The organism is Ochrobactrum sp. 19YEA23 (genome assembly GCF_029909865.1).
GTDB classification, from domain to species: domain Bacteria; phylum Pseudomonadota; class Alphaproteobacteria; order Rhizobiales; family Rhizobiaceae; genus Brucella; species Brucella gambitense.
This window is the reverse complement of record NZ_JASAMQ010000002.1, coordinates 426,055-451,541: the sequence shown is the minus strand read 5'-3', so window position 1 is coordinate 451,541 and position 25,487 is coordinate 426,055. Positions and strand designations below refer to the sequence as shown.

Genomic DNA, 25,487 nt, shown 5'->3' with positions numbered 1-25,487 from the left:
TCGGGGGCTTTGATGGCGAACCACCCAATCAGTATTGAAAGCGCTGGCGGCGAATATATGGAAACCGTCGTGATCCTGAGCTGGTCTGTCCAGCCCGGTGACGCGGTCAAGTCCGGCCAGCTCATTGTCACCGTCGAAACAGCCAAGGCAGCGACCGAGATCGAAGCCGACCGCGATGGCTGGCTTGCCGAGATTTTCTTCGCTGAAGGACAAGAAGCCCCCCTTGGTGTCGTCCTTGGCACCATCTCGGATACAGAGCCGTCTGTGAAAGCCGCAGTGGAACATGCCGTCGCAACTGCTGCGACGGAGACAAAACAGGCTCAATCATCCGGAGAGCCAGCTCCGGCACAGGCCGGTCGCCGGATTATCGCCAGCCCGCTTGCTCGACGTGTAGCGCGCAACGCTGGACTTGATCTCTCCGGCATCGAAGGATCGGGGCCCCGCGGGCGGGTCAAGCAACGCGATGTTCTGGCTGCTTTAACTGCCCGGTCCAATGCGACAATACCGGCTCCTGCCGTTCCAGCACAGGCGCGACAGTCCGCAGTGGCAGCAGCCGTTCCCAAAGGCAATTCCGACCCCATTGTCTTCCTGCACGGTTTCGGTGCCGACCGGGCATCCTGGCGGCAGGTCACGGCGCTGCTGCCTTCTGGATTTGATGTCGTTGCGCTGGATCTGCCTGGACATGGCGCAGAAACAAACCGGATTGTGTCCTGCCTGGACGATATGGTCTTCGACGTTTCTGACCGGCTTGAAACAATGGGAATCGATCGTGCCCACATCGTTGGTCATTCCCTTGGGGGTGCGGTTGCACTGGGGCTGGTCTCGCTTGGCAAAGTTTCAGTTCGCTCCGCGACCTTGCTCGCACCGGGCGGGCTGGGACCGGAGATCAATATTGGTTTCATCAACGGTCTGGCCCGCTCCACGACCGAACAGGCGCTCGAACGTTGGCTGAACGTTATGGTGGGCGATGCTGCAAGCCTGCCAAAGGGATATGCGCGTGCTGCATTGCGGCAGATGCAGGCCTCGGGCATGCAGACCGGGCTCGGCACGCTGGCACAACATCTATTCCCGGACGAGACGCAGGCTTTCGATCAGCTGCAAATCTTGCGGGACCTGCAGGTTCCGGCGCGTATCATCTGGGGACGTGCCGACCGGGTAATTCCCCCATCCCATGTCCACCGTGTGCCGGGACATATAGCGACGCATCTTCTGGAGAACATCGGCCATGTACCGCAGCTTGAAGCGTCGGAGCTGACAGCGCGTCTGATAGTGCAAACAGTGAACAGCACGCGTTAGCCTGCCCGGCTGGCGCATAGCCTGCTTCCAACCATCATTTCAACCAGTACATCCGTCATCTTGGAGCAAGACATATGATTTTCGATCATCGCACCTATACCGCGCGTCCCAATATGCTACCTAAGTTTCTCAAGCTTTACGAAGATATCGGCTTGCCAATGCAGCGCCATTATCTCGGGGAGCCGTTCGGCTTCTTTCAGACCCATATCGGCGACCTTTCGAGAACGGTTCATCTCTGGAAATATGATAGCCTGGCTGATCGCGAGGCACGTCGCGACCAGATGGAAGCAGACCCCGAATGGCAGGAATATCGCCGCAAGGTGATTGAAACCGATTACCTCATGGATATGCGGAACCAAATTCTCAAGCCGGTTTCATTCTTCAATACAGAGAAATAAAATGAACCTCATTTTTTCCGCACAGGGCCAGAGCTGGCCTGTGCGACTGAATAATAAAGCCGAGCGCACACAAAAAGCTCTTCTGGAGGCGCTTCCCATGCCTCTGCAATTGCATACGCCAAAGATCGCCGGGAGCCATATTTACTGGCATGCGCCCTTTGTCGAAGATGTTGAAGGCGCGATGCATGTGCTAGATGCGAAACCGGGAGCCTTTATCTATTGGCCGGTGCGGCAGTTCCTCGAGATTACCTTTGCACCACTACAGGCAGAAACAGCCCACATTACCGTTCTCGGCCATCTCGATGCCTCGATTGAAGGCATTGCCGCTCTGGCACAGTCCCTCAAACTGGAACAGGGCAAGAAAATCTTCGATGGCTCGCTCCGGCACGCCGGCGAGGAAGTCGCCTCTCCGGAGGCCCGACCCTCACTGCCCGACGATCTTGTCAGTGCGCGCAAAGCATTGTGGTTGTCCTGTCCTGCCGAAATAACCCAATTGGCAGAGTCACGCGCAATCATGCATCCGGCTGGCCCCGTTTTTGCCGCTGAATCCGAAGCCCGTGTCCTACACGAGCTTCTATGGTGGGTTCGTTCCGAGATCGGGCGGACGGACCAAACGACCCTGCGCAAAACCGCAGCACTGGTCATCAACAAAACAGCCACGCGTTTGCGGGATTTCTGCCACCTGAATGAAACCTCAGCGACACTGTTCCGGGTGGAACAGGCAATGGCGGAAGATCTGCCCTTCAATGCGTTGATTGATGAAGCAATTCTGATTGCCGGTCGCGTTGGCGCGTGGCTGGATCTGCTCATTCCCTGGAACACCGTCAACGAAGCATTCCGCTCGGCAAGCCCCGAAAGGTCAATCAATCATGTCTAAACTGACTATCGGCGTTATCGGCTTCGGCGTTATCGGCCAGCGCTGGGCTGCGGCTTTCGCCCATGCAGGACACGACGTGCGCGTTTACGATCCTATCGATAGCGGCAATCTTTACCACAACGATATCCTGCCGCCTCTGTTGGACGATCTGGACAGGCTCAAGGGACAACAACCGGAACCCGGCACGATCAAACTCTTCCCGACCTTGGCAGATGCACTGTCAGGCGTGCATTTCGTTCAGGAGAACGGTCCGGAAAAGATCGACCTCAAACGGGAGCTTCTCGCCGAAATTGAACGCCATGTCGCAGACGATATCATTATTGCATCTTCTTCGTCGGCGTTGCTGGTCACCGAAATGCAGCGCGATTGCCGCAGGCCGGATCGAGTGGTCTTGGGACACCCGTTCAACCCCGTGCACCTGATGCCTTTGGTGGAGGTCGTCGGCGGCAAGGAGACCGTCGCAGAAAGTCTGAACAAGGCCAAGACGATCTATGAGAACATAGGCAAAAAAGTCGTTATTCTCAATCAAGAAGTGACGGGTCACCTGGCGCTGCGCCTGATGGGCGCTATGTGGCGCGAAGCGATCGCACTGGTGCGTGAGGGAGTGGCTTCCGTGGAAGATGTCGACCGCGCCTTTATTTATGGTCCCGGACCAAAATGGACCTTGCAGGGATCGTTCATTTCGAACGGCCTCAACGCCAACAATATCGAGGATTTTCTGGTCAAATACGGCCCAACCTATCAAGCCATATGGGATACGTTGCTTGACGCCAGACTGGATGACGAGACGATCAGGATCGTTGCTTCATCCACCGATGACGCAGTGAAAGCACGCACACCGGCCCAACTCAAGGAACAGCGCGATGCCGGTCTGATCGATATACTGAAGACAGTCGCCAATAGCGGTGCCCTATAATCCAGCCGGAGGTTCACCATGCATTATAGAACTGCTCTCGTTACTGGCGCCTCAAAAGGTATTGGCGCTGCAATCACTGCTAAGCTGATTGAGGAGGGGCTGACTGTCTACGGATTGGCGCGCAATCTATCAGCTCTCGACAAGCAGGCCAGCGAATTTGGCGAATGTTTCAAGCCCGTCGTCGCTGATGTGCGCGACCACGCAACCATTGCCGCAGCGCTCGGCGAAACGCAGATCGATATACTGGTAAACAACGCAGGCGGACTGGCAACCGTCCGCCCCCTGCATGAACAAAGTGCTGAAGAAACTGTTGAAACAGTTGAGCTGAACCTGATTGCACCGTTGCTGTTAATCCGCCTCTTGTTGCCGCAGATGATCCAGCGCAAATGCGGCCATATCTTCAATCTCACGAGTACAGCCGCCAGTGCTGTGTTCACCGGCACCACCGCCTACGGCGCAGCAAAAGCGGGGCTCTCACAGGCCGGCGATATTCTGCGCTACGACCTTGCGGGCACAGGTGTCAGGTTGACGGAAATTGCGCCGGGCCGGGTTGAAACGGAGTTTTACGTCCAGGCCTTCGGCGGTGACAAGGAAAGACTGCGCGATCAGATGTACACCTGTCAAAGACCGCTCCGCCCCGAAGATATTGCCACCGTGCTTGTCGATGCACTTCGGCTTCCGGCACATGTCGATATCGGAAAGATGCTGGTCACGCCAACCGAACAGGCGGCAGGCGGCTCCATTTACCCCACTGCCCCTCACTCCTGATAGCGAGTGCATGGGTACCTCAAGCATTTCCAGCAAAAGTGCGAAGCGATTTTGCTGGAAATGTTCTAACCGTACCCATGCAATTCAGTACAGGTTCATTTGCCGACCAGTCTCGTCAGGACAGCCTCTGATGCCTCACGCCAGATCGCCTGATGCCCGCCTTCGGACAGGATTTTCATACCCAGCTCCGTGATACCGCCCGGAGTTACAAGATCGGAAAGCAACTGTGACATCGGCTCAGGTTTTTCCGCAATTATACGACCGGCAGCAACAAATGTATTGGCAATCAGTTGCCGTGCACTGCGATCATCTAGGCCTTTTTCCGAACACCATTCCGCGGTCTGACGAACGAGGTCCTGAACCCAGCCATAAACCGCCGCGTTGACTGTCGCGATCTCGAAATCCGCTTCGCTTTCCAGCGGGATTACCGGTCCCAGATGTTTCAGAATTGCAGTCGCTTCCGGCAGAGCAGGAAAACACACCGTCGGACTTGCGTTGATTTCTGCTGCGGTCAGCGGCATCGCGCGGACGACACGCGTAGGCGCCACCTGCAAGCGATCTATCGTAACCCCGGCGCATACACTGATGATCACCTGGCCTTCGCGCCACGGAAGGCCATTTACCGATTCCGGCGCATCGGCTGGACGAACAGCAACGAGTACGACATCTGCCCGATCAACGACATCCTTATTGTCGGAGGCAAGTTCTATACTGTACAACGCCGATAGCTCTTGCGCTTTTCCACGCGGAGATAGAAGTATATTTTCTGCTTTGAACCCACTTCGCAACAGCCCGGCCACAATACCGGTCGCGAGATGTCCGACACCTAATATACCGAAAATCATTTGATCGCCTTAATGAACACCGTGACTTTTGCCGTGTCTTGCAGTAAACGTCCACAGTGTATTATGAACTGTCGACACTGATATAAGAGCTATAGGCTTGAAATTTTATGAAAGAAATACCGAATATGGCCGATACACTGGAACTTTCAGCAAGTACCGAAACTCGCAGGTCGGCCGATAGCAGTGAGAAGGCCTATCAAGCCATTCGCCAGATGCTCGTAGAGTTCATCCTCAAACCGGAAGAACGCCTGAACGAGGTGCAATTGTCGCGACATCTTGGCGTTTCGCGAACTCCCATTCGTGAGGCCCTAAATCGCCTTGCATCCGAAGGCTTCGTATCCACAGTCCCAAATCGTGGTTTTTTTGTCCGCAGTTTGAATATTGAAGGTTTGCTAGGCCTCTACGAATTGCGTTCCATTGTTGAGTGCGCAGCCTTCAAGCTTATGTGTCAACGCGCCGACGATACACAGCTTTTGCGATTAAAAACTTACTGGGATTCACAGGTCGAGGGATATCAAGACTTACCGCCAGATGCAATTTTATCAATTGACGAAGGTTTTCATCTACTCATCGCTGAATTGTCAGGCAACCCCGAAATCGTGAATACGTTAGAATCAATCAATGCTAGAATCCGTTTCATTCGACGAATTCAAATCGAACACGCCACACATGACATGAAATTGATCTCGGCTCACTCGAATATTGTTGCAGCCGCAATGGAGCGCGATATTGATAACGGCATCAATATTCTGCACAAACATATAGAGATAACTGTTTCAGCAACACGAGAGGCGTTAAAAGACGCCCTATTGAAATCCTACTCCAATCCGAAGGGAATACTGTAAAGTAATTTTGGTTAAATATCTCAAGTCATATATATATTCATAAGAATTCGATATATTCAATCGAAATCTATTTTAATATATATGTCGTCACTTGGTAATTTATCTATGAACAATTCATCAGAATCCTGGATATTGTCGAATTATTACTATAATACCCTTTATGATCTACAACCGTAAACTAAATATAGAGCACTTGCTCAATCGGTCGCCTTGAACGGATATTATCCGCTGACGGTGGCGTCGCCTTAACGGATCTTCGAAATATTGCTTGCGTTTAGGCGGAATTTTCAGGCGCTGCCGTACAATGCGATATCGCGCCATATCGCTGCGGCTTGGGAACGGAGTTTACGGTGATCGGCGGCAGTGAGATGTTTGCGATGGAGAAGAAAGAGATTGGCGATCTGGCCGTGGATTGAAACGAAACGCTGGCATTGTCGCGCCGACTTAAAGCGCATCATACGCCGCTCTCGCCTTCGCACGGGAAGGCGCGAATTCTCCGCCCGATTATTCAGCCCCCTGTGCGAACGATGCTCGACACCCGGCATCAGTTCCGCCCGGGCTGCAGCGTAGGAACGCAATTTGTCAGTGATCATGACGCGCGGGGCTGTCCCCTGGACTTTCAACAGCTTTCTCATCAGCCGTAGAGCTGCACGCTTGTTTCTTCGGCTTTGTAGCAGCGCATCAAGGACGTAGCCATTGGCATCGACAGCCCGCCAGAGCCAATATTTCTTACCCTTGATGGAGACCACCATCTCATTAAGCTGCCATTTGTCGGCAAAGTGGCCTCGCGAGCGGCGGCGCAGTTGATTGGCAAATTTAAGACCGAACTTTCCAACCCATTCCGAGACGGTCTGAAACGGGACCTCAATGCCGCGCTCGGCAAGTAGGTCTTCAACGTCGCGAAAACTGAGCGGAAATCGATAGTAGAGCCAGACTGCATGCGCGATGATTTCGGCTGGAAAACGGTGGCGGCGATAGTGAAGCTGCTGTTCTTCGGTCATGCACCGTGCGTATCGTGCAATTCCGCACATTTCCGTTAAGGCGACGCCATCATCCTGACGGATAATGGCGTGCAATTTGTCCAACGGGAGCAAAGGACAGGCCTCACTTTCCCACACATCTTTGGGCGGGGCGCTCTTGAAAACGACATTGAGCACCGGCTGACAAAACAATATCATCCGAGGACCAATGGGCAGGCCGAGCGGATGGTGCGGACGATCGAGAAAGCGACCGTCAAATCCTTTCACTGCAGCTCAATCAACGAAATGCGCCGGCATGTGCGTGATTGGCTGACTGTGTACAACTTTGCCAAACAACTCAAAGCCTTGAAGTTCAAGACACCCTATGAAGCCATTCAGGAACTTTGGAAATCAAAGCCAGAGGCTTTTATCGGCAAACTACACCATCACATGCTGGGACCAAACACCTAGCTAGCACTGCCGGTTCCGGGAATTTCGGGGATCATCTGGCGAAGCAGGTTCCGCAGGATCGAGCGCACGGCGACAGTAGCCGCAGATTGTTCGCGGTCACGGGGCGTAATGAGGCGAACCTCGCGCACAATGGCCGGGTCCGTCAGCGGGCGGGCCACGATGCCTCGGCCGCGCAGAGCGGTGAAAGCGTAGGCGGGTAGAACAGAGATACCGGCATTGACCTCGACCAGCGACAGCACTGTATGGATCTGGTTGACTTCCATGTGCGGTCGAAGTGCCAGTTTTGCCTGTTCGAAGCCGATTTCGGTTAAAAGCCGAATATTGCTCTTCTGTGTGAGCGTGATGATCGGCTGATTGTCGAGTTCAGCCCAGCCGACCTGCTCATATCCTGCGAAATCATGATGAGGCGACACGAAAATCATCAGCTGATCGCGCAGCGCCGTCTGGCTTTCAACGTCCGAGTCTTCGCCGGAAAAGGTGCCGACGCCCAGATCGCAGCGCCCGTTGCGAACCTGTTCTATGACGATTTCAGGCCCGACATCCTCAATCTTGATGACGAGGTTGGGATGTTCATCGGCCACGCGGCGAACCAGATGCGGAAGCACGGTGGTGCACAGCAATGGCGGGGCGGCGATGCTGACCTGACCGCGCCGCAGCTTCCCCAGATCGCGCACCACTTCGGCGGCGCGATCAATTTCGGCAAGGCCGGCAAGCGCGCCTTCGGCAAAGGCACGTCCTGCATCGGTCAGGCTGACGCGCCGTGTCGTCCGGTCGAACAGCCGCGCATCCAGCACCGTCTCGAGATCGCGGATTGTATGGGAAAGATTGGCCTGGGTCGTCCTGACCCGCTCGGCTGCGCGGGAAAAATTTCCCAGTTCAACCACGGCCTGAAAACATTCGATCTGGCGGAGAGTGGGGCGCATCGGCTCACTTATGAGTTTTTGTTTATGAATATATTCTACTTACAAGACTTCCCGAATGAAAGAAAGTCAGGCTCGATCAGGAAGACGCGGGTTTTGAGTGACCCGCCCCCGAAGCGAGGATTCCGATGAAGTATGACCGTCAGAACGCCAAGGCCCATTCGCGCGCTACGATGCGCGGTATCTGGGCTGCGGCAAACACGCCCTTCAATCAGGACGGATCGATCGATGAAGGCGGCTTTCGCAAGAATGTCGACCACTGGATCAACGATCTGGGCATTGACGGACTTTTCGTCGCGGGAAAGCAGGGCGAATTCTTCTCGATGTCGGTTGACGAGCGCAAGCGCATGTTCGATCTGGCTGTCTCGGCAGTAGCCGACAAGGCACAGACGATCATGTCCTGCTCGGACCAGAACATGGACGTGGTTATCGATCTGGCCAGGCATGCGCAGGCCTGCGGCGCGGACTATATCGTCGTCCATGCACCTGTTCTGCATTTCCTGCGTGCGCAGGACGAAACGCTGCTGCGCTACTATGAAACGATTGCCTCGAAGGTGGATATCGGCCTTGCACTCTGGTCGCATCCCGACAGCGGCTATCTCATGAGCCCGGAGCTTTGCAATCGTCTGGCCGACATCGAAACGGTCGTCGCGATCAAATATTCGGTCCCGCGCGACATGTATCGCAAGCTCACGGAACTTGCAGGCGACCGCATTCTCGTCTCGACCGCGTCGGAAGACGAATGGCTGGACAATATTCTCGAACTGGGCTGGCAGCTTTATCTCTGCTCTTCGCCGCCCTATACGCTGCAGACCAAGTTTGATCGCCGCATGCGCGATTATACCGATCTGGCCTTTGCGGGCAAAGAGGCCGAGGCGCGGGTCGTCTGGCAGAGCCTTGAGCCTGTCCGCCATGCCTTCAAGTCGACGCGACCAGCTGAAAAGCCCACTTCGCATCAAAAATACTGGCAGGAGCTGCTCGGCCAGGTTGGTGGACCTGTTCGTGCGCCGATGCTTGAGCTGACCGATGCCGAAAAACGCGCAATCCGGGAGGCGCTTGACGGCTGCGGTCTCAAACTGTCCTGATCGAACCGAAAAGGGGAACAAGAATGACAAAACTCAGCGCCTTTAATTTTCAAAAATGGATCGATGAACACAAGCACCTGCTGAAGCCGCCCGTCGGCAATCAGCTGGTGTTCAAGGATGCGGACCTGATGGTCACGGTCGTCGGTGGCCCGAACAAGCGCACCGATTACCACGACGATCCGGTCGAAGAGTTCTTCTACCAGCTCAAGGGCGACATGCTGCTGAAGCTGCATGACACGTCGACGGGCGAATTTTACGATGTGCCGATCCGCGAGGGCGATATCTTCCTTCTGCCAGCGCATATCCGTCATTCGCCGCAGCGCCCGCAGGAAGGCTCCATCGGTCTCGTGATCGAACCGGCCCGTCCTGAAGGCGCACTCGATGCCGTCGAATGGTACTGCTTCGAATGCAGCGGCCTCGTCCATCGCGCCGAAGTGGATCTGGAATCCATCGTCGACGATCTGCCGCCGCTCTATGCTGCTTTCTACAATGACGAGAAACTGCGGACCTGCCCACATTGCAACACCGTCCACCCCGGCAAGAACCCGCCGGAAGGTTGGGTTGCGCTCTGATGAGGCATGCCCGGTGAAACTGCCGGGCGCCCATCCATAAAAAGACACGGGGAAATGAAATGAAAAACAAACTCCTGATGATCGGCCTGCTGGCGGGGCTGACGACTGGTGCTGCCGCTGCCGAACCGGTCAAGATTGGCGTGATTACGACCTTGTCAGGTCCGGGAGGTTATCTCGGTCAGGACGTGCGCGATGGCATGAAGCTCGCCATCGATGCCGAAGGCGGCAAACTCGGCGGTGTGCCGGTTGAACTAAAGGTCGAGGACGACGCCGCCAAGCCTGGCAATGGGCGTCAGATCGCTGAGCGGTTCATGTCAGAAGACGGCGTCAAGCTTTTTACCGGCATCATCTTCTCGAATGTAGCCGGCGCGACGGTGCCGGATATCATCGATAATGACGGTATTTATATCAGCGCCAATGCAGCGCCGTCGAACATGGCGGGCAAGGGCTGCGATGCGAATTACTTCGTGGTTTCATGGCAAAATGACTCGCTCCATGAGGCATCGGGCATTGCTGCGGAACAGGAAGGCTTCAAGCGCGCCTTCATTCTTGCGCCGAACTATCAGGCGGGCAAGGATGCGCTGGCAGGCTTCAAGCGCCGGTTCAAGGGCGAAGTTGTCGGCGAAATCTATACCCAGCTCGACCAGACCGACTATTCGGCTGAGATGGCGCAGATTCGCGCCGCAAACCCCGATGTGGTGTTCCAGTTTCATCCGGGCGGCATGGGCATTGCGTTCATGCGCCAGTACCAGCAAGCCGGTCTTCTCGGCAAGATTCCGATGGTTCTTTCCGAGCCGTCCAGCGATGCTGTGATCCTCAAATCACTGGGTGACGCTTCGGTCGGAATCATGGCCACCAGCCACTGGAGCCCGGATATGGACAATGCGGCGAGCAAGGAACTCGTGGCAAAGTGGAAGGCCGCTTATCCTGACCGGCCTCTGACCTATTACGGCACGCAAGGCTACGACGTGGCTCGTCTGATTGCTTCTGCCTTGAAGCAGACCGGCGGCGTTGACGATATGGATGCGGTGCGGGAAGCGCTGCGGAAGGCTGACTTCCAGTCGGTACGCGGCAATTTTGCCTTCGGTCCGAACCAGCATCCGTTGCAGGACTGGTATCTCCTTGATGTCGTCAAGGGCGAGGATGGCAATCCGACTACCAGGATCAAGAAGAAGCTGATCGAAAATTACGGTGATTCCTATTCTGCAGAGTGCAAACTCTGACAGCCACCGTCCGGCGCGCGCGAAAGCGCGCGCCACGCTTCTTTTCATTTCTCATGAAGGTCGTTTTCTCCAATGACACTCATCTTCGAGCAGCTTTTGAATGGCCTTCTCTACGGCGTCATGTTGTTCCTCCTGGCGGCAGGGCTGACGCTGATCTTCGGGATCATGGGCGTCATCAACCTCGCTCATGGTTCGCTCTACATGATCGGTGCGTTCATCGGCACCTGGGTGGCGGTGCAGACCGCAAATTTCTGGTTGGGCCTGCCCGCAGCCATTCTGGCTGCGACGATTGCCGGTATCGTGATCGAGCTTGGCATGATGCGAAAGCTCTATCAGCGCGATCATCTGGATCAGGTGCTGGCGACTTTCTCGCTCATTCTGATCTTCAATGAGCTGACCGTGCTGATCTTTGGCCGCCAGCCGATTTTCACGCAGCTGCCCGCATCCCTGTCCCAGCCGATCGAGCTTTTTTCAGGTCTCAGCTATCCGCCATTCCGGCTGCTCATCATTGTGGCTGGCCTGCTGGTCGCTGGCGGTCTTTATCTGCTCATCAACCGCACCCGCATCGGCATGCTGGTCCGTGCAGGGTCGACCAACCGCGATATGGTGCGCGCGCTCGGCGTGGATATCCGCCTGCTCTATACGCTGGTGTTTGCGCTCGGCGCGGCCTTCGCAGGCCTTGCAGGTTTCATGACGGGGCCGATCCTTGCCGTTCAGGTCGGTATGGGCGAGCAGATTCTGCTTGCCACCTTCGTGGTCGTGGTTATCGGCGGGGTCGGCTCGATCAAAGGAGCCTTCATTGCCGGCATTTCGCTCGGCATCATCGATACCTGCCTGCGCGCATTTCTGCCTTCCATTCTGCGTCAATTCATGGCCGGGGCTGAGGCTGACGCTCTGGGTGTCGGGATTGCCTCCATGGGCATTTATCTGCTGATGGCCATTGTTCTTCTGTTCCGCCCGAGAGGCCTCTTTCCGGTGGGAGCCTGAATCATGTCATATCGCTTTTTGTTCGTTCTTCTCGGCTGCGTGGTGCTTGCACTTTTTCCCTTCGGCGCTGAAGCGCTGGGGCAGACGGCTGCATCCAGCCTTGTTGCCCGGATCATGATCTATGCCATCGCCGCGGCCAGCCTTAATCTCATCCTCGGCTATGGCGGGATGGTTTCCTTCGGTCATGCCGCCTTCTTCGGCATTGGCTCCTATGTCGTGGGTATCCTTTATTTTCACCACGCCGAGGAGACTATGCTTTTTGGCTTCATTCCGGGCTCCGACCAGTTTCTGATTACCGTTCCGGCGGCGATGCTGGTGGCGGGTCTTGCCGCGCTGGTCATCGGTGCGCTGGCGCTGCGTACTTCCGGCGTGCAGTTCATCATGATTACGCTCGCCTTTGCCCAGATGTTGTTCTTCCTCTTCGTTTCGCTCAAAACCTATGGCGGCGAAGATGGTATCATCGTGCGGCGGGCAAATGATCTTTTCGGGCTCAGCCTGCGTGACAAGACGACGATGTATTATGTCATCCTTGTTTCGATGATCCTGTATTTCGGTTTCCTCTGGCGGGTTGTGCATTCGTCCTATGGCGCGGTGCTTTCCGGCATTCGCCAGAGCGAGCGGCGCATGACAGCCATGGGGATCGAAACCTATCGCTACAAGCTTTACGGCTTTGTCCTTGCCGGAATGGGCGCTGGTCTGGCTGGGGCGCTTCTCACCATCTTCATGCGTTTTGCAAGCCCGGATACGCTGCACTGGACCAAATCGGGTGAGTTGATGGTGATGGTCATTCTGGGTGGGGTCGGCACGTTCTTCGGGCCGATCTGGGGAGCAGCCGCCTTCCTGATCCTGCAGACCTATCTCGCCTCCTGGACGGAACATTGGCAGCTTGCCATGGGTATCATTCTGCTCGTCGTTGTTTTGGGAACCAAGGGCGGCATTGTCGGCGGCTGGCGCGCGCTTTGCCGTCCGTTTCGCAAAGACCGCAAGGTGGAGGTGCCCGCATGACTGCGATATTGCAGGTCCGCGATCTGGTGAAGCGCTTTGCTGGTCTGGTCGCGACGGATCATGTGACACTTGACGTTACAGAAGGGCATATTCATGCCCTGATAGGCCCGAACGGAGCGGGCAAGTCCACACTCATCAACCAGCTTTGCGGTGAGCTGACGCCCACATCGGGGACGATCAGCCTGATGGGAGAGGATATTACCAAACTGCCTGCCGCCACACGTGTCGGACGCGGATTGGGACGCACATTCCAGATATCGACGCTTTTGAACGATATGAGCGTGCGCCAGAACATCGCGATGGCGGTGCAGGCGCGCGAGGGGCACAATTTCCGGATTCTCGACAGTCTGAAAGGCCGCAGCGCCATCTGGCGTGAAGTTGATGCAATCCTTGCCGGAAGCCGTCTAGCCAATCACCCGGAGAAGCTTGCAGGCGATCTGTCGAGTGGTGGGCGCAAGCAGCTGGAACTGCTGATGGCGCTGGCCGGAAAGCCGAAGCTTCTACTCCTCGATGAACCGATGGCTGGTCTCGGCCATGTCGAAAGCCAGGAAATGATTGAGCTTTTGCAGGGGCTGCGCGGCAAGGTTTCGATGCTGCTTGTCGAGCACGATATGGAGGCGGTGTTTGCGCTTGCTGACCGCATATCGGTGCTGGTCTATGGCCATGTCATCCTCACAGGTACGGTGGAAGACATAAGGGCGAGCGAAGCTGTGCGGGAAGCCTATCTCGGCGGGGAGGAGGAACTGTGCTGAAAATCGAAGGACTTCAGGCCGCCTATGGCCATTCTCAGGTATTGTTCGACGTCTCGCTGGAAGTGAATGAGGGAGAACTGGTCACGCTCATGGGCCGCAATGGCATGGGCAAGACCACCACCATACGCACATTGATGGGTCTCCTCGCCCCCAAAGGGGGGCAGGTCCAGATCGCAGGGCGCGACACGACCAGCTATAGCCCGGAAAAAGTGGCACGCCTTGGCGTCGGTCTTGTGCCGGAGGGACGGCAGATTTTCCCGACATTAACCGTGCGTGAAAATCTGGTCGCAACCGCATCGAACCGCTGCAAGCGGCAGTCACCGTGGGATCTCGGCAAGATATATGCGCTTTTCCCGCGTATGCAGGAGCGGGCGGATCAGACGGCGGGCACGCTTTCAGGTGGCGAACAGCAGATGCTGGCCATCGGTCGCGCATTGATGACCAACCCACATCTTCTGATCCTCGATGAAGCGACGGAAGGGCTTGCTCCGGTCATTCGCACGGAAATCTGGCACTGCATCATGCAATTGCGCGAAATGGGCCAGTCGATCCTTCTGATCGACAAGAATATAGCGGTTTTGAAGAAGTTGGCGGATCGGCATTATATTGTCGAGAAAGGCCGAACGGTCTGGCGTGGAACGAGTGCCGATCTCGAACGCGACCGTGAGCAGGTGCATGCTTATGTCGGTATCTGAGACAATCGTCCTCGTTGGATGGGGCGCTATCGGCAAGCGGGTCGCAGAACTTCTCGCTGAGCGAAAAAGTGCCGTAAGGATCGGCGCGGTGGCGGTGCGTGACCGGGCGGCATCCCGTGACGGACTGCCTGCCGGTGCCGTGCTCATCGAAAATCCTGCCGAGCTTGCTGCCACCGGCGCAAGTCTCGTGGTGGAGGCGGCAGGTCGCCCCAGTGTCTTGCCGTGGGGCGAGGCGGCGCTTTCCGCTGGAATGGATTTTGCCGTTTCATCAACATCGGCTTTCGTTGACGATGCCCTGTTTCAAAGGCTGAAGGATGCGGCTGCGGCCAGCGGCGCGAAGCTTATTATTCCACCCGGTGCGCTCGGCGGCATCGACGCGCTTTCGGCTGCAAGCCGGCTTTCGATTGAAAATGTCGAGCATCGCATCATCAAGCCCGCAAAAGCATGGGCAGGCACGCAGGCCGCCCAACTGGTGCGGCTTGACGAAATCAGTGAGGCCACGGTCTTCTTCACGGATACGGCCCGCAAAGCTGCGGATGCCTTTCCGCAAAATGCCAATGTTGCGGTGATTACGTCACTCGCGGGGATTGGTCTTGATCGTACCCGCGTCACATTGGTTGCGGACCCGGCAGCGCGCCTCAACACGCATGAGATCATTGCCGAAGGTGATTTCGGTTGGATGCATCTGCGCTTTGAAAACGGCCCGCTGGCGACCAATCCTAAATCGTCCGAAATGACCGCGCTTAACCTTGTGCGCGCGATTGAGAACCGTGTCGCCACGACGGTTATCTGATACACTCGCTTAACGAAAAGCCCCGCAGTAGCGGGGCTTCTTCTTCTATTTGGAAGCTTTATTCCGCATCCATCTTGCATTGTGCGGCATAGATATCGCCATGCGCGGTCAGGACTTTCTTCTCGGTCTTCAGATAGGGCTTGCCGTTGGCACCTTCGGCCACGCCGAGCGCATACCAATCCTGAACGGGATGCTGGTTCGGCCCGAGTTTGAATTCTCCGCGCACTGAAGGAATTTGTGCGGAAAGCAATGCCTTGCGGAATGTCTTGGCATCGATGTCGTCACCCGAGACGCCAGCAAGTCCGGCCCCCATCATCAGCGCAGCATCATAGCCTTGTGCGGCATAATAGGTGATCGGGCGATCTCCGAATTTCGCTTTCCAGGCGGCAACGAATTTTTTGTTTTCCGCATTTTCGAAATCGTCGTTCCAGTGGCTTGTCACCCGCACGCCATCGGCTGCCTTTCCTACAACATTCACGATCACCTGATCGAGCGATGCAGGATGAACGACCATCGGGATTTCTTTCAGCAGACCTGACTGCTGATATTGCTGCAGAAACGCAATGCCCATGCCGCCCGGTTCGAATTCATAGACCATCGCTGGCTTTGCGGCACGGATCTGTGCGATTTCAGCGGCAAAATCGGTCTGGTCCAACTGGGTATAGACTTCGCCGACGATCTTGCCCTTGTAGAAGCGTTTGAACGCATCCATCGTCTCGCGCCCGGCCTGATAGTTTGGCGCGATCAGGAATGCCGAAGGATAATCCATTGATTGCGCCAGCGCGCCAGCGCTTTCTCCCTGGCTGTCATCCTGCCAGGAGCTGACGAAATAGTTCGGGTGGCATTCCTTGCCTGCAAATTCGGCAGAGGCGGTGTTGGGGCTGATATAGATGCCGCCTTCGTCGAGAATATCAGGCAGAGCCGCACCGGCGACATTGGCGAAGACCATGCCGGTAAAGAGCTTGACGCCCTGTTCGGACAGCATGGCTTCGGCAATCTGCTTGGCATTGCCCGGCTTGAGGCCGTCATCCTCGACCTTGAGCGCAACCGGCTTGCCGCCCAGTTCGCCGCCATTCTGATCGATTGCGAGCTGGAAACCGTCCCGGATGTCCTGCCCGAGATAACCGGCAGGGCCGGACAAGGTGGTGATCATGCCGATGGTGACAGGTTCCTTGGCGAAGGCCGCGACAGTCCCGGTCAGAGATAGACAGAGTGCCGAAGCACCAAGCAGTGAAAGCTTGAGCATGAAAGTTCCTCTCTTGATTGCCCTTCACGACCTTTTCTCTGTCCCGCGCTTGAAAACGCTGTTTCGGACAGGAGGTCTTGCTGGTCATTTCATGCTGAAACTTGAAGTCCGTAAACTGAACACTCTTCGCACTGCTATGAGGCTCAGGAATATCAGAAGGGTGTGTTGAGGATGGGAGAGCCTGTCTTAACCCGCCTGGACAATTTCCCGAAGTACCTGAATGAACAGGTCTGCCGTGGCCGACCGGTTGCTCTCAGGAAGCATGGTGATCCCCAGAAAGCCGGAGGTTGCGCCAAGCTGAACCGGCAGGATGGCAAGCTGTCCCGACGCTTCTTCAATCCGCGCCACCTGCGCGGGCATAACGCAAATATAGTCTGCCTGCAAAAGCAGTCCCTTGTTGATGAGCGGCGAGACGGATTCAACGGATTGTGCAGGCGGCGGAACGCCTTCCTCGCGGAATGTGCGGTCAATCTGAAGGCGGAGATTGGTTTCCTTGGGCGGCAAGATCCAGTCCCATTCAATCAGATCATGAAGGCGAAGTGCGGGGCGCAGCGTCAATGGATGGTCGCGGCGCACCACGACAACGGCATTATCCGGAATCAGGACCTCTTGTACGAGATTGACCGGTTCGTGCCGCTCGGAAAGGCGGCCTATCACCATGTCGAGCTCCCCCGCCCGCAATGCTGGCATCAGGACATCATCCGTTCCCGTCACGACCTTGACCACGATGCGGCGATTGTCACGCCGGATTTTGGCGATGGCCCTGCGAAGCAAATCGGCAGACGCCGAAAGCAAGGTTCCGATGGCCAGCCGTCCGCCTGTCCCGTCACGCAGATCGGCAAGATTTTGCTCGGCCACCATCAGATGGGCAAGGAGACGTCTTGCATCCGTGGTCAGTTGCATGCCCGCATGGGTCGGGACAACGCCCCTGTTAGTGCGTGTGAAAAGCCGCAATCCGGTCAGGGCTTCGATTTCCTGCAACGCCTTGGTGACTGCGGATTGGGTAACGTTCAACCGGTCGGCAGCGCGCGCGATGCTGCGCTCCTCCTCGATCGCATCGATGATGCGAATATACCGGATCGTCAGATGATTGGTGAGCAATGCCATATCGCCTCCTCAAGGATATGTCTGCCCACAGATATTCTATTTCCTCATATCTGTCGCGGTCAGAATTCACTTTCCTTTGTCGGCAGGACTTGGAAATCTCTTTCCGAAATGGGTTGAGGAGAATTGGAATGACGAAACGTCACGCGGAGATCGCTGGCGCAGGTATTGCGGGGCTGGCTTCTGCTACAGCGCTCGCCCAACGCGGATGGAGCGTAAGGGTGCATGAGCGCTCGTCCAATCTGCGCACTTTCGGCGCCGGGATTTATATCTGGAGCAATGGCCTGCATGTACTCAAGGCCCTCGGCGCTTATGATGAGGCCGTGATCGGCGCTCATGAAGGACCGGAGTTCCATACGCGCGATCACCGCAATGAAACGATGGAAGAGATTCCAATCAACGGCAACGGACCAGCGCGCCTCATAACAATCCTGCGTGAAACATTGCTGACGGCATTGCTCAATGCTGCGCGTCGCGCGGGCGTTGAGGTCGTCACCGGCACGGAAGCTGTCGGCGCAACGCCCGAGGGTGAGTTGCTGCTGGCCGATGGCAAGCGTCTTGCTGCCGATCTGGTCATCGGGGCGGATGGCATCAATTCCAAGGTCAGGGATTCGCTTGATCTCATGATGTACCGAAAGCCGCTTGGCTACGGTGCCGTGCGCATGATGATAAAGCGTGACAGCGCAGACGCTCCCGTTGAAGATCTGCCACGCTATATCGAGCATTTCTCCGGCTCGCGCCGTATTCTTTATACGCCCGCCAGCGAGACTGATCTCTATATAGCGCTCTGTGCATCCGTTGAAGACGAGGCGGCCTATCGCACACCGGTTGATACCGCGCTCTGGACCGAAAGTTTCCCGCATCTTGCATCTTTGATCGCTCGTTTCGGTGATGCGGGGCGGTGGGACGCATTCGAAGTCCTGAAGCTGAAATCATGGAGCAAGAGCCGGGTGGCAATCCTCGGCGATGGTGCCCATGCGATGCCACCTTATCTCGGACAAGGCGGTGGTTGCGCTCTGATGAATGCGCTCGGACTGGCGGTTGCGCTGGACGAACATGCGGATGTGAGCGAAGCGCTGGCAGCCTGGGAGGCGCGTGAACGCCCGCTGACCGAACACACGCAGGATACTGCGGAGCGACTGGGCGACATGAATTACTGGCCCGACGATGTGCGCTCGCAAGTGCTGAAAATTACCGGAAAATGTGCTCCGCTTGGTGCGGAACGCATGAAGACCGCTTTGCATATTCCAACAGGCGCAGCCTGAAACGCCGGATGATGGAGATTTCCATGAACTCGATGAAAATTGGCAACAATGTATTTTCCTGGGATGAATCCGGAAGCGGCCCGGCCATTGTGCTACTATCTGGATGGTGCCAGGATCACCGCCTGTTCAAGACACTCATGCCGGAACTGGCGAAAGATCATCGCGTCATCCGCTTCGATTGGCGCGGTCACGGCGACCATCGCGAGCATGACGGCGATTTCGACATCAACCAGCAAGCCGACGATCTTGTCGCTTTCGTTGACGCGCTAGGGCTTGAAACCTTCCTTCCCGTTTCGACCTCTCATGGCGGTTGGGCCAATATCGAAGTCACGGATCGGCTTGGGACAAGCCGTATACCGAAATCGGTCGTTATCGACTGGATCATGAACCTGCCGAACGAAAACTTCTTCGAATTGATCGATGGTATTCAGGACCGGCAGGTCTGGGAGGATGGCCGTGCCGGTTTCTTCGATTACTGGATCGGCGATACGAAGAACGCCGATATCGTCAATCACGTGAATAACGAGATGGCGGGCTATTCCTACGAAATGTGGGCGCGCTCGGGACGGGAAATCGGCAGAGCCTATCGCAAATGGGGCAGCCCCATGCAGCGCATGGCGGCCATGGCCGAAAACCGTCTGATCACCCATATCTATTCGCAGCCATTTGAGCCGGAATACACGCAGGCACAGGTGGATTTTGCGGCCCGCAATCCGTGGTTCCAGCCTAAGAAGCTGCCCGGTACGACCCATTTCCCGACGCTTGAGCAGCCTGCGAATGTGGCGAACGTCATCAGCGTGTTCAACGCATGATAAAGCTGGCTGAAGAAGCGGGCTTCGATCCTGCCCGACTTGACCGCGATTACAATGCCAAGGCTACCGTTTCGCCGGAAGCTTTTGCCGCCGAAATGGTGTGCTATCGCGAGGCAAGTGTGGCACCGCGAGCCGATTGGGGCCGACATTTCGACGTGATCTATGACGAAGCAAGCGGACAACGGATCGATATTTTTGGCCCATCTTCCCGAAGCGGGCTAAGTCCGGTTTTCGTGTTCATTCACGGCGGTTACTGGCGGGCTCTGTCAAAGGAAGATTCCGCCATGATGGCGGGAATGCTCGCAGTGGAAGGTATTGCGACTGTCGCTGTCGACTATCGTCTGGCGCCGGAAGTATCGCTCGCGGAAATTACGCGAGAGGTGCGCGCCGCCCTGGCATTCATCTGGCATCATGGTCGGGAGTACGGCCTTGACCCGGACCGGATATCGGTCGGGGGGAGTTCCGCCGGTGGCCATCTTGCCGGTGCACTTCTTGCAGACGGCTGGCATGAAGAATTCGGTTTGCCGAAGGATATTGTTAAGTTTGCCATGCCGGTCAGCGGGCTTTTCGAGCTTGCGCCACTGGCGGTAACTTTCCCGCAGGAATGGCTGAAACTCGGCTCCGCCGATGTCGATCAGCTCAGCCCGATGCGGCACATTCCGGAGCGGGGTTGTCCGATTACGGTGGCATGGGCAGAGCATGAAGCGGACGGCTTCAAGCGCCAGTCGCGAGCCTTTGCCGACGGCTGGGCTGCGGCAGGCGGAGAAGCGAAAGCCATCGAGGTCGCAAACCGAAACCATTACAATATTCTGATTGACTGGTGCTCGCCCGAAACCGTGATGTCGCAGGCTCTGCTCGCCGGTATTCGCAACATCGGTTAAAGCGCATCCCGAAAAGTGTGAAACGGTTTTCGGAACGAGATGCGCGTTGAAACAAGCAGCTAGAGCGCCGATCTGATTCGAGCAGATCGAAACGCGCTCTAATCGACTTCCAAAAGGAAATTGTGCAGCCGCGTGGCAATGCGCGGCTGACGGTTTCGCGCAGGCACAACTTGCCAGTGCATATGTTACTCATGCGATAATATTCATGGATATATGGTTTTAAGATGAATTGTCGCATGAATTAAAACATCGCATTCTGACCGTAACGATGATCTGGGCGTGGCCCGAATTTCTAGATTGCAGAGGCTTTCTGATGCAAAAATCCGACGTGCAGCTTTTCATAGGCGGTGAATGGCGCAAGACTGCCAATACGCTTCCCATTATCAATCCTGCGGATGAGACCGAAATCGGGCAGGTTGCGGTCGCGGAGCGCGAGGATCTGGAGGCGGCACTTCAGGCGGCGTGGAACGGATATCAGGTCTGGCGCAATACTGCGCCTGCGGCCCGGGCTGCGATCATCATGAAGGCGTCGGCGCTCATGCGCGAGCGGCAGGAAGAAATCGCACGTGCGATCACGCTGGAGAACGGGAAACCGATCACCGAAGCCCGGCTTGAGGTTATTCGAGGCTGCGAATTCTTCGAATGGGATGCCGGCGAGTGCATTCGCTTCTATGGCCGTGTCATTCCGAGCGCGCCCGGTATTCGTTATATCGTCGTACATGAGCCAATCGGTCCGGTAGCAGCGTTTGCGCCCTGGAATTTCCCGATGAGCCAGCCAGCGCGCAAGATTGCCGGGGCTTTGGCTGCCGGTTGCTCCATCATCCTGAAAGCTTCTGAGGAAACACCGACGGCTGTGACGCATATTGCACGCGCATTCGGAGATGCGGGCCTGCCGGCCGGTGTGCTGAATCTGGTCTTCGGTGTTCCAGCGGATATTTCACAATTCCTCATCCCGCGCCGCGAAATCCGGGCGATTGCATTCACCGGATCAACTGCCGTCGGCAAACATCTGACCGAGATTGCTGCGCGCCACATGAAACCGGCTCTGATGGAACTCGGCGGCCACGCCCCCGTCATCGTTTGCGAGGATGCCGATCCGGTCGTTGCGGGTATCGCTTCGGCGCGCCGTAAATACCGCAACTCCGGTCAGGTATGCACCTCGCCGACACGCTTTTTTGTTCATGACAGCCATTATGAGCGCTTCACCGCCGCCTTCATCGAGACGGCGCAATCAATCCGCGTCGGTAATGGCATGGATGAAGGGGTCCAGATGGGCCCTGTCGCCAATGACCGTCGCGTCACGGCGCTGGAAGAGTTGGTCAGCGATGCCGAGGCCAAGGGCGCAAAACTGCTGTTCGGTGGTCGGCGCCTGAAGAATAACGGCTATTTCTTCCCCCCAACGGCTCTGGCTGAGTTGCCGGATGATGCCCGTGTAATGTCGGAGGAGCCATTTGGCCCGCTGGCGCTGATCAATCCGGTTGCGTCTCTGGATGCGGCCATTGAAAAGGCGAATGCGCTTCCGTTCGGTCTGGCGGCATATGGTTTCGCGAACTCAGCGGAAAATGTGGATCGTCTGATGTCGGGTCTGGAGGCTGGAAACGTCTCGATCAATACGCTCGAAGCTTCCGTTGCCGAAACCCCGTTCGGCGGCGTCAAGGATAGCGGACTTGGTCGCGAAGGCGGAGCCGAAGGGCTGCATCATTACACTGTCGTTAAAAACGTATCGCACCGTCTTTTGAACTGTCTCTAGAGCAGATTCATTTTATGTTGGGTCATAACCGCATGCGGCGAAGTAGTTTGCGCACTCAGCAGGTTCGAACAGTGTAATGACTTTGCCTGGACATCTCATAGAGCTTCAATTGAGCGTTTTGCTTTCGCCCGCAGATGGGCTTTGAGCTTCGAAAGTGCCATTTCAATTGGATTGAAATCGGGACTATAAGGCGGCAGATACCGCAGTTTAGCACCTGCCGCTTCGATTGCTTCCTTGGTGCCCACAACCTTATGAACGGGGAGATTATCCATGATGACGATACCACCAGGCGTCAGGGTTGGTATGAGAATCTGATCGACGTAAGCACGAAATGCATCAGCGTTCATCGCGCCAGGTGCCGTCATACTCGACAGGTGAATGTGGTTGTTTTCCAGTGTCCATGTGGAGGTGGCCTCGTTTGACGCTCGATCTGATTGCGCCATTTGTATTTGGCTTTGTCGTGCGGGATTGGTTGGCGTCTGTTGCTTTTTGTCGGGATGACGGCCTCGATATTGGCGCTTGAGATCTCTTCACGAATGGCGTCAGCGTCGTACCCCTTGTCGGCGAGGAACGCATCGATCCGGTCAGAAATCATCCGGAACAACGGCGCAAAGCCCTGGTTGTCATGCGTTTGTCCGGGCGTCAGGACGAAGCCGAGCGGTCAGCCCTTCGATCCCGCTCCACCAGTTCGGCCAGTTTCTCAAACATTGCCTCGAAAACGCCGGTCTCGATCCAGCGCCGATATCGGCGGAAGACGCTGTACCACTTGCCGTATTCATCAGGCAGATGCCGCCATTGCGCTCCTGTGCGCGCCATCCACATCATGCCTTCGAAATACGCCGATCGTCCTGAGCAGGGCGGCATCCACGCCCGCTTTCAGCAAGTAGAAAAGGATTGATTACCGACCATTCCTCGTCTGTCAGACCTATCCGTTCGCCCAAAGCAGCCTTCAAATGGCAGCCTTGGATCAAAAATCAATTCCGCAGTCAACCCTTGTCCACGAGCGTTAGTGAGCCCTTAGTCGGGCAAACTACACGGTCTTCTTTACGATTGAGTTAGTTCTTGAAGCCCTCTATAGAGTTTCGTTAGAATATTTCTTTGGCAGCGAAATAGTATCCGTAAAATTGAGCTAGATGAATGGTGCTTTCCCATGTCTATGATCATAACAGATTTTGACACAAAGTATCCTCATAACAATGATACTAGAGTGGCGGCAGCTAATCTTGAGGACGTGCCAGAACACTGGAACCTCCCCTTTCACCAGCACGACAAAGGACAGCTCATTTTCGTAACTCGCGGTATGGTTAAACTCGAGACGCAGCATGATGGTATTTGAGTAGCACCTTCGCAAAGTGGCATATGGGTTCCTGGTGGTGTCGTGCACCGGTTTCGTAGTGTTGGCGACGCCAAAGGATTTGTTATCTTCCTGCAGCCTTCCATTGCGATGCGTATGCAATCGGTCTGTTTCGCAATCAGCATTTCCCCCTTTCTCAAAGCGCTCATCTTGAGAACGGCCCAATTACCAAACAACTATGAAACAGACGGACCAGAGGACCGTATCATTGAGGTATTGATTGACGAGCTGCTTACGGCAGAGCCAGGGTTTCTTAACTTGCCATTGCCATCCGATCCACGCTTGCGCTCCTATTGCGATGCGCTGCTGGCCAACCCGTATCAAAAGAAAACCGTTTCGGCATGGGCGAAAAGCGTCGGAATGAGTGAGCGCAATATGGCACGTTTGTTCAAAGTCGAAACCGGAGTTAGTTTGGATAAGTGGCGTCGTCATTCCCACGTTGTCACAGCCGCCACACTGATGATGTGTTTGATCCCAGACTTTGATGGTGCAATTTTCTCGTACGAATGGAGGGAAGCACTATGGTCCAGGTTTTACATGGAAGCGCCACGACGACAGAGGCAGTCCGTCGAGCAATACAAAATAGTGAAGAGAGCCTGAGGGCGCTCTCGCGACGATACGGGATCAATCAGAAGACAGTTGCCAAATGGAAGAAGAGAACTTCCTCGGCTGATCTGCCGACGGGACCGAAAGATCCGCACTCGACAGTTCTGTCACTGGAAGAGGAAGCTGTCGTTGTCGCCTTCCGCAGACATACATTACTACCTCTTGGTGATTGCCTGTATGCGCTTCAGCCCACAATTCCGCACCTGACACGCTCGTCGTTGCATCGATGCTTGCAGCGTCACGGCATTTCGCGCTTGCCCGATGTTGAAGGCGATAAGGAACCGAAAAAGAAGTTCAAAAATTATCCAATCGGCTATTTTCACATCGACATTGCCGAGGTGCATACAGCAGAAGGCAGGCTTTATCTCTTTGTGGCCATTGATCGAACATCCAAATTCGCCTTCGCCCAACTGGTTGAAAAGGCAACCCGGCGTGTTGCTGGGAACTTCCTCCGTGCCCTGGCTATGGCTATACCATACAAAATCCATACTGTGTTGACCGACAATGGAACCCACTTCACCGATCCAACCGGCGATGGCTGGACACCTGAAGATATCAAGGCCATGCGCAGAGATAACGTGCCCTTTCGCTGCCATTCATTCGAGATGGCTTGTGCTGATCTCGACATCGAACATCGCCTGACCAAACCCCGCCATCCATGGACCAATGGCCAGGTCGAACGGATGAACCGCACTATCAAGGATGCAACGGTAAAGCGGTTCCACTATGACAATCATGAGCAACTACGCAGGCACATGATCGACTTTATCAATGCCTACAATTTTGGTCGGCGGTTGAAGAGGCTTCGAGGTCTCACACCATACGAGTTCGTCTGCAAAATCTGGACAACAGAGCCGGAAAGATTCATGATAAATCCGATCCATCAAATGCCGGGACTAAACATCTAGTGTAGCGATGGAATTCACAGATGCATTAAACCGATGCATAAGGTTGGAATCACAATTAGCTTCGTGTTGAGGTGCGAGTAGCCCCGAGATGACCCGAGCGATCATGATAGGCGGCTTGACGATCAGGCGGCGATAATGATGGAGCATTGGCCCG

At 55.7% G+C, this 25,487-nt stretch carries 26 protein-coding genes and 3 pseudogenes; 21 read left to right on the top strand and 8 right to left on the bottom strand.

Translation table 11 applies throughout. From position 1 onward, the window contains the following. The first annotated feature begins 12 nt into the window (after nucleotides 1–12). From QBD01_RS08690 to QBD01_RS08670, 5 genes are all read left to right on the top strand, one after another. Nucleotides 13–1,296 carry an acetoin dehydrogenase dihydrolipoyllysine-residue acetyltransferase subunit gene (locus QBD01_RS08690; RefSeq protein ID WP_280992462.1) on the top strand — a complete coding sequence of 428 codons (1,284 nt, stop codon included), beginning with the start codon at nucleotides 13–15 and terminating at the stop codon, nucleotides 1,294–1,296. A 74-nt stretch (nucleotides 1,297–1,370) separates the two neighbouring features. Next, nucleotides 1,371–1,694, top strand: coding sequence for an NIPSNAP family protein (locus QBD01_RS08685; RefSeq protein ID WP_280992461.1), 324 nt, complete (start codon nucleotides 1,371–1,373; stop codon nucleotides 1,692–1,694). A 1-nt stretch (nucleotide 1,695) separates the two neighbouring features. Then, the gene (locus QBD01_RS08680; RefSeq protein ID WP_280992460.1) at nucleotides 1,696–2,571 is read left to right on the top strand and encodes a hypothetical protein; all 876 of its coding nucleotides are present in this window, start codon (nucleotides 1,696–1,698) and stop codon (nucleotides 2,569–2,571) included. After that, nucleotides 2,564–3,487, top strand: coding sequence for a 3-hydroxyacyl-CoA dehydrogenase NAD-binding domain-containing protein (locus QBD01_RS08675; RefSeq protein ID WP_280992459.1), 924 nt, complete (start codon nucleotides 2,564–2,566; stop codon nucleotides 3,485–3,487). Before QBD01_RS08680 ends, QBD01_RS08675 begins: the two co-directional genes overlap by 8 nt. An 18-nt stretch (nucleotides 3,488–3,505) precedes the next feature. After that, nucleotides 3,506–4,255, top strand: a complete 750-nt coding sequence (locus QBD01_RS08670) for an SDR family oxidoreductase (RefSeq protein ID WP_280992458.1) — start codon at nucleotides 3,506–3,508, stop codon at nucleotides 4,253–4,255. A 95-nt stretch (nucleotides 4,256–4,350) separates the two neighbouring features. On the opposite strand, the gene QBD01_RS08665 is transcribed toward QBD01_RS08670, so the two are convergent. Next, the gene (locus tag QBD01_RS08665; protein WP_280992457.1) at nucleotides 4,351–5,100 is read right to left on the bottom strand and encodes an NAD(P)-binding domain-containing protein; all 750 of its coding nucleotides are present in this window, start codon (nucleotides 5,098–5,100) and stop codon (nucleotides 4,351–4,353) included. 125 nt (nucleotides 5,101–5,225) lie between these two features. Here QBD01_RS08665 and QBD01_RS08660 point away from each other — a divergent pair, with 125 nt between their 5' ends. Then, on the top strand, nucleotides 5,226–5,945 hold the full coding sequence (locus QBD01_RS08660; protein WP_280992456.1) for a GntR family transcriptional regulator: 720 nt from the start codon (nucleotides 5,226–5,228) through the stop codon (nucleotides 5,943–5,945). A 287-nt stretch (nucleotides 5,946–6,232) separates the two neighbouring features. Here the strand turns inward: QBD01_RS08660 and QBD01_RS08655 are convergent, their stop codons facing one another. Continuing rightward, complete coding sequence (locus tag QBD01_RS08655) at nucleotides 6,233–6,946, bottom strand: IS6 family transposase (RefSeq protein WP_280992455.1); 714 nt, start codon at nucleotides 6,944–6,946, stop codon at nucleotides 6,233–6,235. Between the two features lie 51 nt (nucleotides 6,947–6,997). Here QBD01_RS08655 and QBD01_RS08650 point away from each other — a divergent pair. Then, a pseudogene (locus QBD01_RS08650) lies at nucleotides 6,998–7,375 on the top strand (integrase core domain-containing protein); the annotation flags it as partial. Here QBD01_RS08650 and QBD01_RS08645 read toward each other — a convergent pair. Beyond that, nucleotides 7,372–8,298: a LysR family transcriptional regulator gene (locus tag QBD01_RS08645; protein WP_280992454.1), complete on the bottom strand. Its 927-nt coding sequence runs from the start codon at nucleotides 8,296–8,298 to the stop codon at nucleotides 7,372–7,374. The pseudogene QBD01_RS08650 and the gene QBD01_RS08645 sit on opposite strands and share 4 nt — an antisense overlap. 125 nt (nucleotides 8,299–8,423) lie before the next feature. On the opposite strand from QBD01_RS08645, the gene QBD01_RS08640 reads away from it, so the two are divergent. The 8 genes from QBD01_RS08640 (at nucleotide 8,424) to QBD01_RS08605 (ending at nucleotide 15,407) form a co-directional block, all read left to right on the top strand. After that, a complete protein-coding gene (locus QBD01_RS08640) occupies nucleotides 8,424–9,380 on the top strand; it encodes a dihydrodipicolinate synthase family protein (protein WP_280992453.1) in 957 nt (318 codons plus the stop codon). Between the two features lie 23 nt (nucleotides 9,381–9,403). Next, complete coding sequence (locus QBD01_RS08635; RefSeq protein WP_185919357.1) at nucleotides 9,404–9,952, top strand: 3-hydroxyanthranilate 3,4-dioxygenase; 549 nt, start codon at nucleotides 9,404–9,406, stop codon at nucleotides 9,950–9,952. A 59-nt stretch (nucleotides 9,953–10,011) separates the two neighbouring features. After that, on the top strand, nucleotides 10,012–11,175 hold the full coding sequence (locus QBD01_RS08630; RefSeq protein WP_104755347.1) for an ABC transporter substrate-binding protein: 1,164 nt from the start codon (nucleotides 10,012–10,014) through the stop codon (nucleotides 11,173–11,175). 72 nt (nucleotides 11,176–11,247) lie between these two features. Beyond that, nucleotides 11,248–12,162 (top strand): branched-chain amino acid ABC transporter permease, encoded by a 915-nt coding sequence (locus QBD01_RS08625; RefSeq protein WP_280992452.1) that lies wholly within the window; start codon nucleotides 11,248–11,250, stop codon nucleotides 12,160–12,162. A 3-nt stretch (nucleotides 12,163–12,165) separates the two neighbouring features. Continuing rightward, complete coding sequence (locus tag QBD01_RS08620) at nucleotides 12,166–13,167, top strand: branched-chain amino acid ABC transporter permease (RefSeq protein ID WP_151644358.1); 1,002 nt, start codon at nucleotides 12,166–12,168, stop codon at nucleotides 13,165–13,167. Then, nucleotides 13,164–13,919: an ABC transporter ATP-binding protein gene (locus tag QBD01_RS08615; protein ID WP_280992451.1), complete on the top strand. Its 756-nt coding sequence runs from the start codon at nucleotides 13,164–13,166 to the stop codon at nucleotides 13,917–13,919. The genes QBD01_RS08620 and QBD01_RS08615 overlap by 4 nt, the downstream gene beginning before the upstream one ends. Beyond that, nucleotides 13,913–14,614 (top strand): ABC transporter ATP-binding protein, encoded by a 702-nt coding sequence (locus QBD01_RS08610; RefSeq protein WP_151557434.1) that lies wholly within the window; start codon nucleotides 13,913–13,915, stop codon nucleotides 14,612–14,614. Before QBD01_RS08615 ends, QBD01_RS08610 begins: the two co-directional genes overlap by 7 nt. Then, nucleotides 14,601–15,407, top strand: coding sequence for an aspartate dehydrogenase (locus QBD01_RS08605; RefSeq protein ID WP_280992450.1), 807 nt, complete (start codon nucleotides 14,601–14,603; stop codon nucleotides 15,405–15,407). Before QBD01_RS08610 ends, QBD01_RS08605 begins: the two co-directional genes overlap by 14 nt. A gap of 58 nt (nucleotides 15,408–15,465) precedes the next feature. Here QBD01_RS08605 and QBD01_RS08600 read toward each other — a convergent pair whose 3' ends face one another. Next, nucleotides 15,466–16,653 (bottom strand): ABC transporter substrate-binding protein, encoded by a 1,188-nt coding sequence (locus QBD01_RS08600; RefSeq protein WP_280992449.1) that lies wholly within the window; start codon nucleotides 16,651–16,653, stop codon nucleotides 15,466–15,468. Between the two features lie 186 nt (nucleotides 16,654–16,839). Continuing rightward, nucleotides 16,840–17,760, bottom strand: a complete 921-nt coding sequence (locus QBD01_RS08595) for a LysR substrate-binding domain-containing protein (RefSeq protein ID WP_280992448.1) — start codon at nucleotides 17,758–17,760, stop codon at nucleotides 16,840–16,842. 128 nt (nucleotides 17,761–17,888) lie between these two features. Here QBD01_RS08595 and QBD01_RS08590 point away from each other — a divergent pair, with 128 nt between their 5' ends. The 4 genes from QBD01_RS08590 to QBD01_RS08575 all read left to right on the top strand — a co-directional run bounded on the left by QBD01_RS08590 (nucleotide 17,889) and on the right by QBD01_RS08575 (nucleotide 22,465). Beyond that, nucleotides 17,889–19,022 (top strand): NAD(P)/FAD-dependent oxidoreductase, encoded by a 1,134-nt coding sequence (locus tag QBD01_RS08590; RefSeq protein WP_280992447.1) that lies wholly within the window; start codon nucleotides 17,889–17,891, stop codon nucleotides 19,020–19,022. A gap of 23 nt (nucleotides 19,023–19,045) precedes the next feature. After that, nucleotides 19,046–19,834, top strand: coding sequence for an alpha/beta hydrolase (locus QBD01_RS08585; protein WP_280992446.1), 789 nt, complete (start codon nucleotides 19,046–19,048; stop codon nucleotides 19,832–19,834). Next, the gene (locus tag QBD01_RS08580; protein WP_280992445.1) at nucleotides 19,831–20,715 is read left to right on the top strand and encodes an alpha/beta hydrolase; all 885 of its coding nucleotides are present in this window, start codon (nucleotides 19,831–19,833) and stop codon (nucleotides 20,713–20,715) included. The genes QBD01_RS08585 and QBD01_RS08580 overlap by 4 nt, the downstream gene beginning before the upstream one ends. Nucleotides 20,716–21,028: 313 nt before the next feature. Continuing rightward, complete coding sequence (locus tag QBD01_RS08575) at nucleotides 21,029–22,465, top strand: NAD-dependent succinate-semialdehyde dehydrogenase (RefSeq protein ID WP_280992444.1); 1,437 nt, start codon at nucleotides 21,029–21,031, stop codon at nucleotides 22,463–22,465. Nucleotides 22,466–22,477: 12 nt separating this feature from the next. On the opposite strand, the pseudogene QBD01_RS08570 reads toward QBD01_RS08575, so the two are convergent. From QBD01_RS08570 to QBD01_RS08565, 3 genes and pseudogenes are all read right to left on the bottom strand, one after another. After that, nucleotides 22,478–22,892, bottom strand: a pseudogene (locus QBD01_RS08570) (transposase); the annotation flags it as partial. 63 nt (nucleotides 22,893–22,955) lie between these two features. Continuing rightward, nucleotides 22,956–23,069 (bottom strand): annotated as a pseudogene (locus QBD01_RS25435) (hypothetical protein); the annotation flags it as partial. Between the two features lie 38 nt (nucleotides 23,070–23,107). Beyond that, entirely contained in the window at nucleotides 23,108–23,281 is a 174-nt protein-coding gene (locus QBD01_RS08565; protein WP_280992443.1) for a transposase, read from the bottom strand. Between the two features lie 562 nt (nucleotides 23,282–23,843). Here QBD01_RS08565 and QBD01_RS08560 point away from each other — a divergent pair. After that, nucleotides 23,844–24,419, top strand: coding sequence for an AraC family transcriptional regulator (locus QBD01_RS08560; RefSeq protein ID WP_280992442.1), 576 nt, complete (start codon nucleotides 23,844–23,846; stop codon nucleotides 24,417–24,419). Continuing rightward, nucleotides 24,341–25,333: an IS481 family transposase gene (locus QBD01_RS08555; protein WP_280992441.1), complete on the top strand. Its 993-nt coding sequence runs from the start codon at nucleotides 24,341–24,343 to the stop codon at nucleotides 25,331–25,333. The genes QBD01_RS08560 and QBD01_RS08555 overlap by 79 nt, the downstream gene beginning before the upstream one ends. The last annotated feature ends 154 nt before the right edge of the window (nucleotides 25,334–25,487 follow it).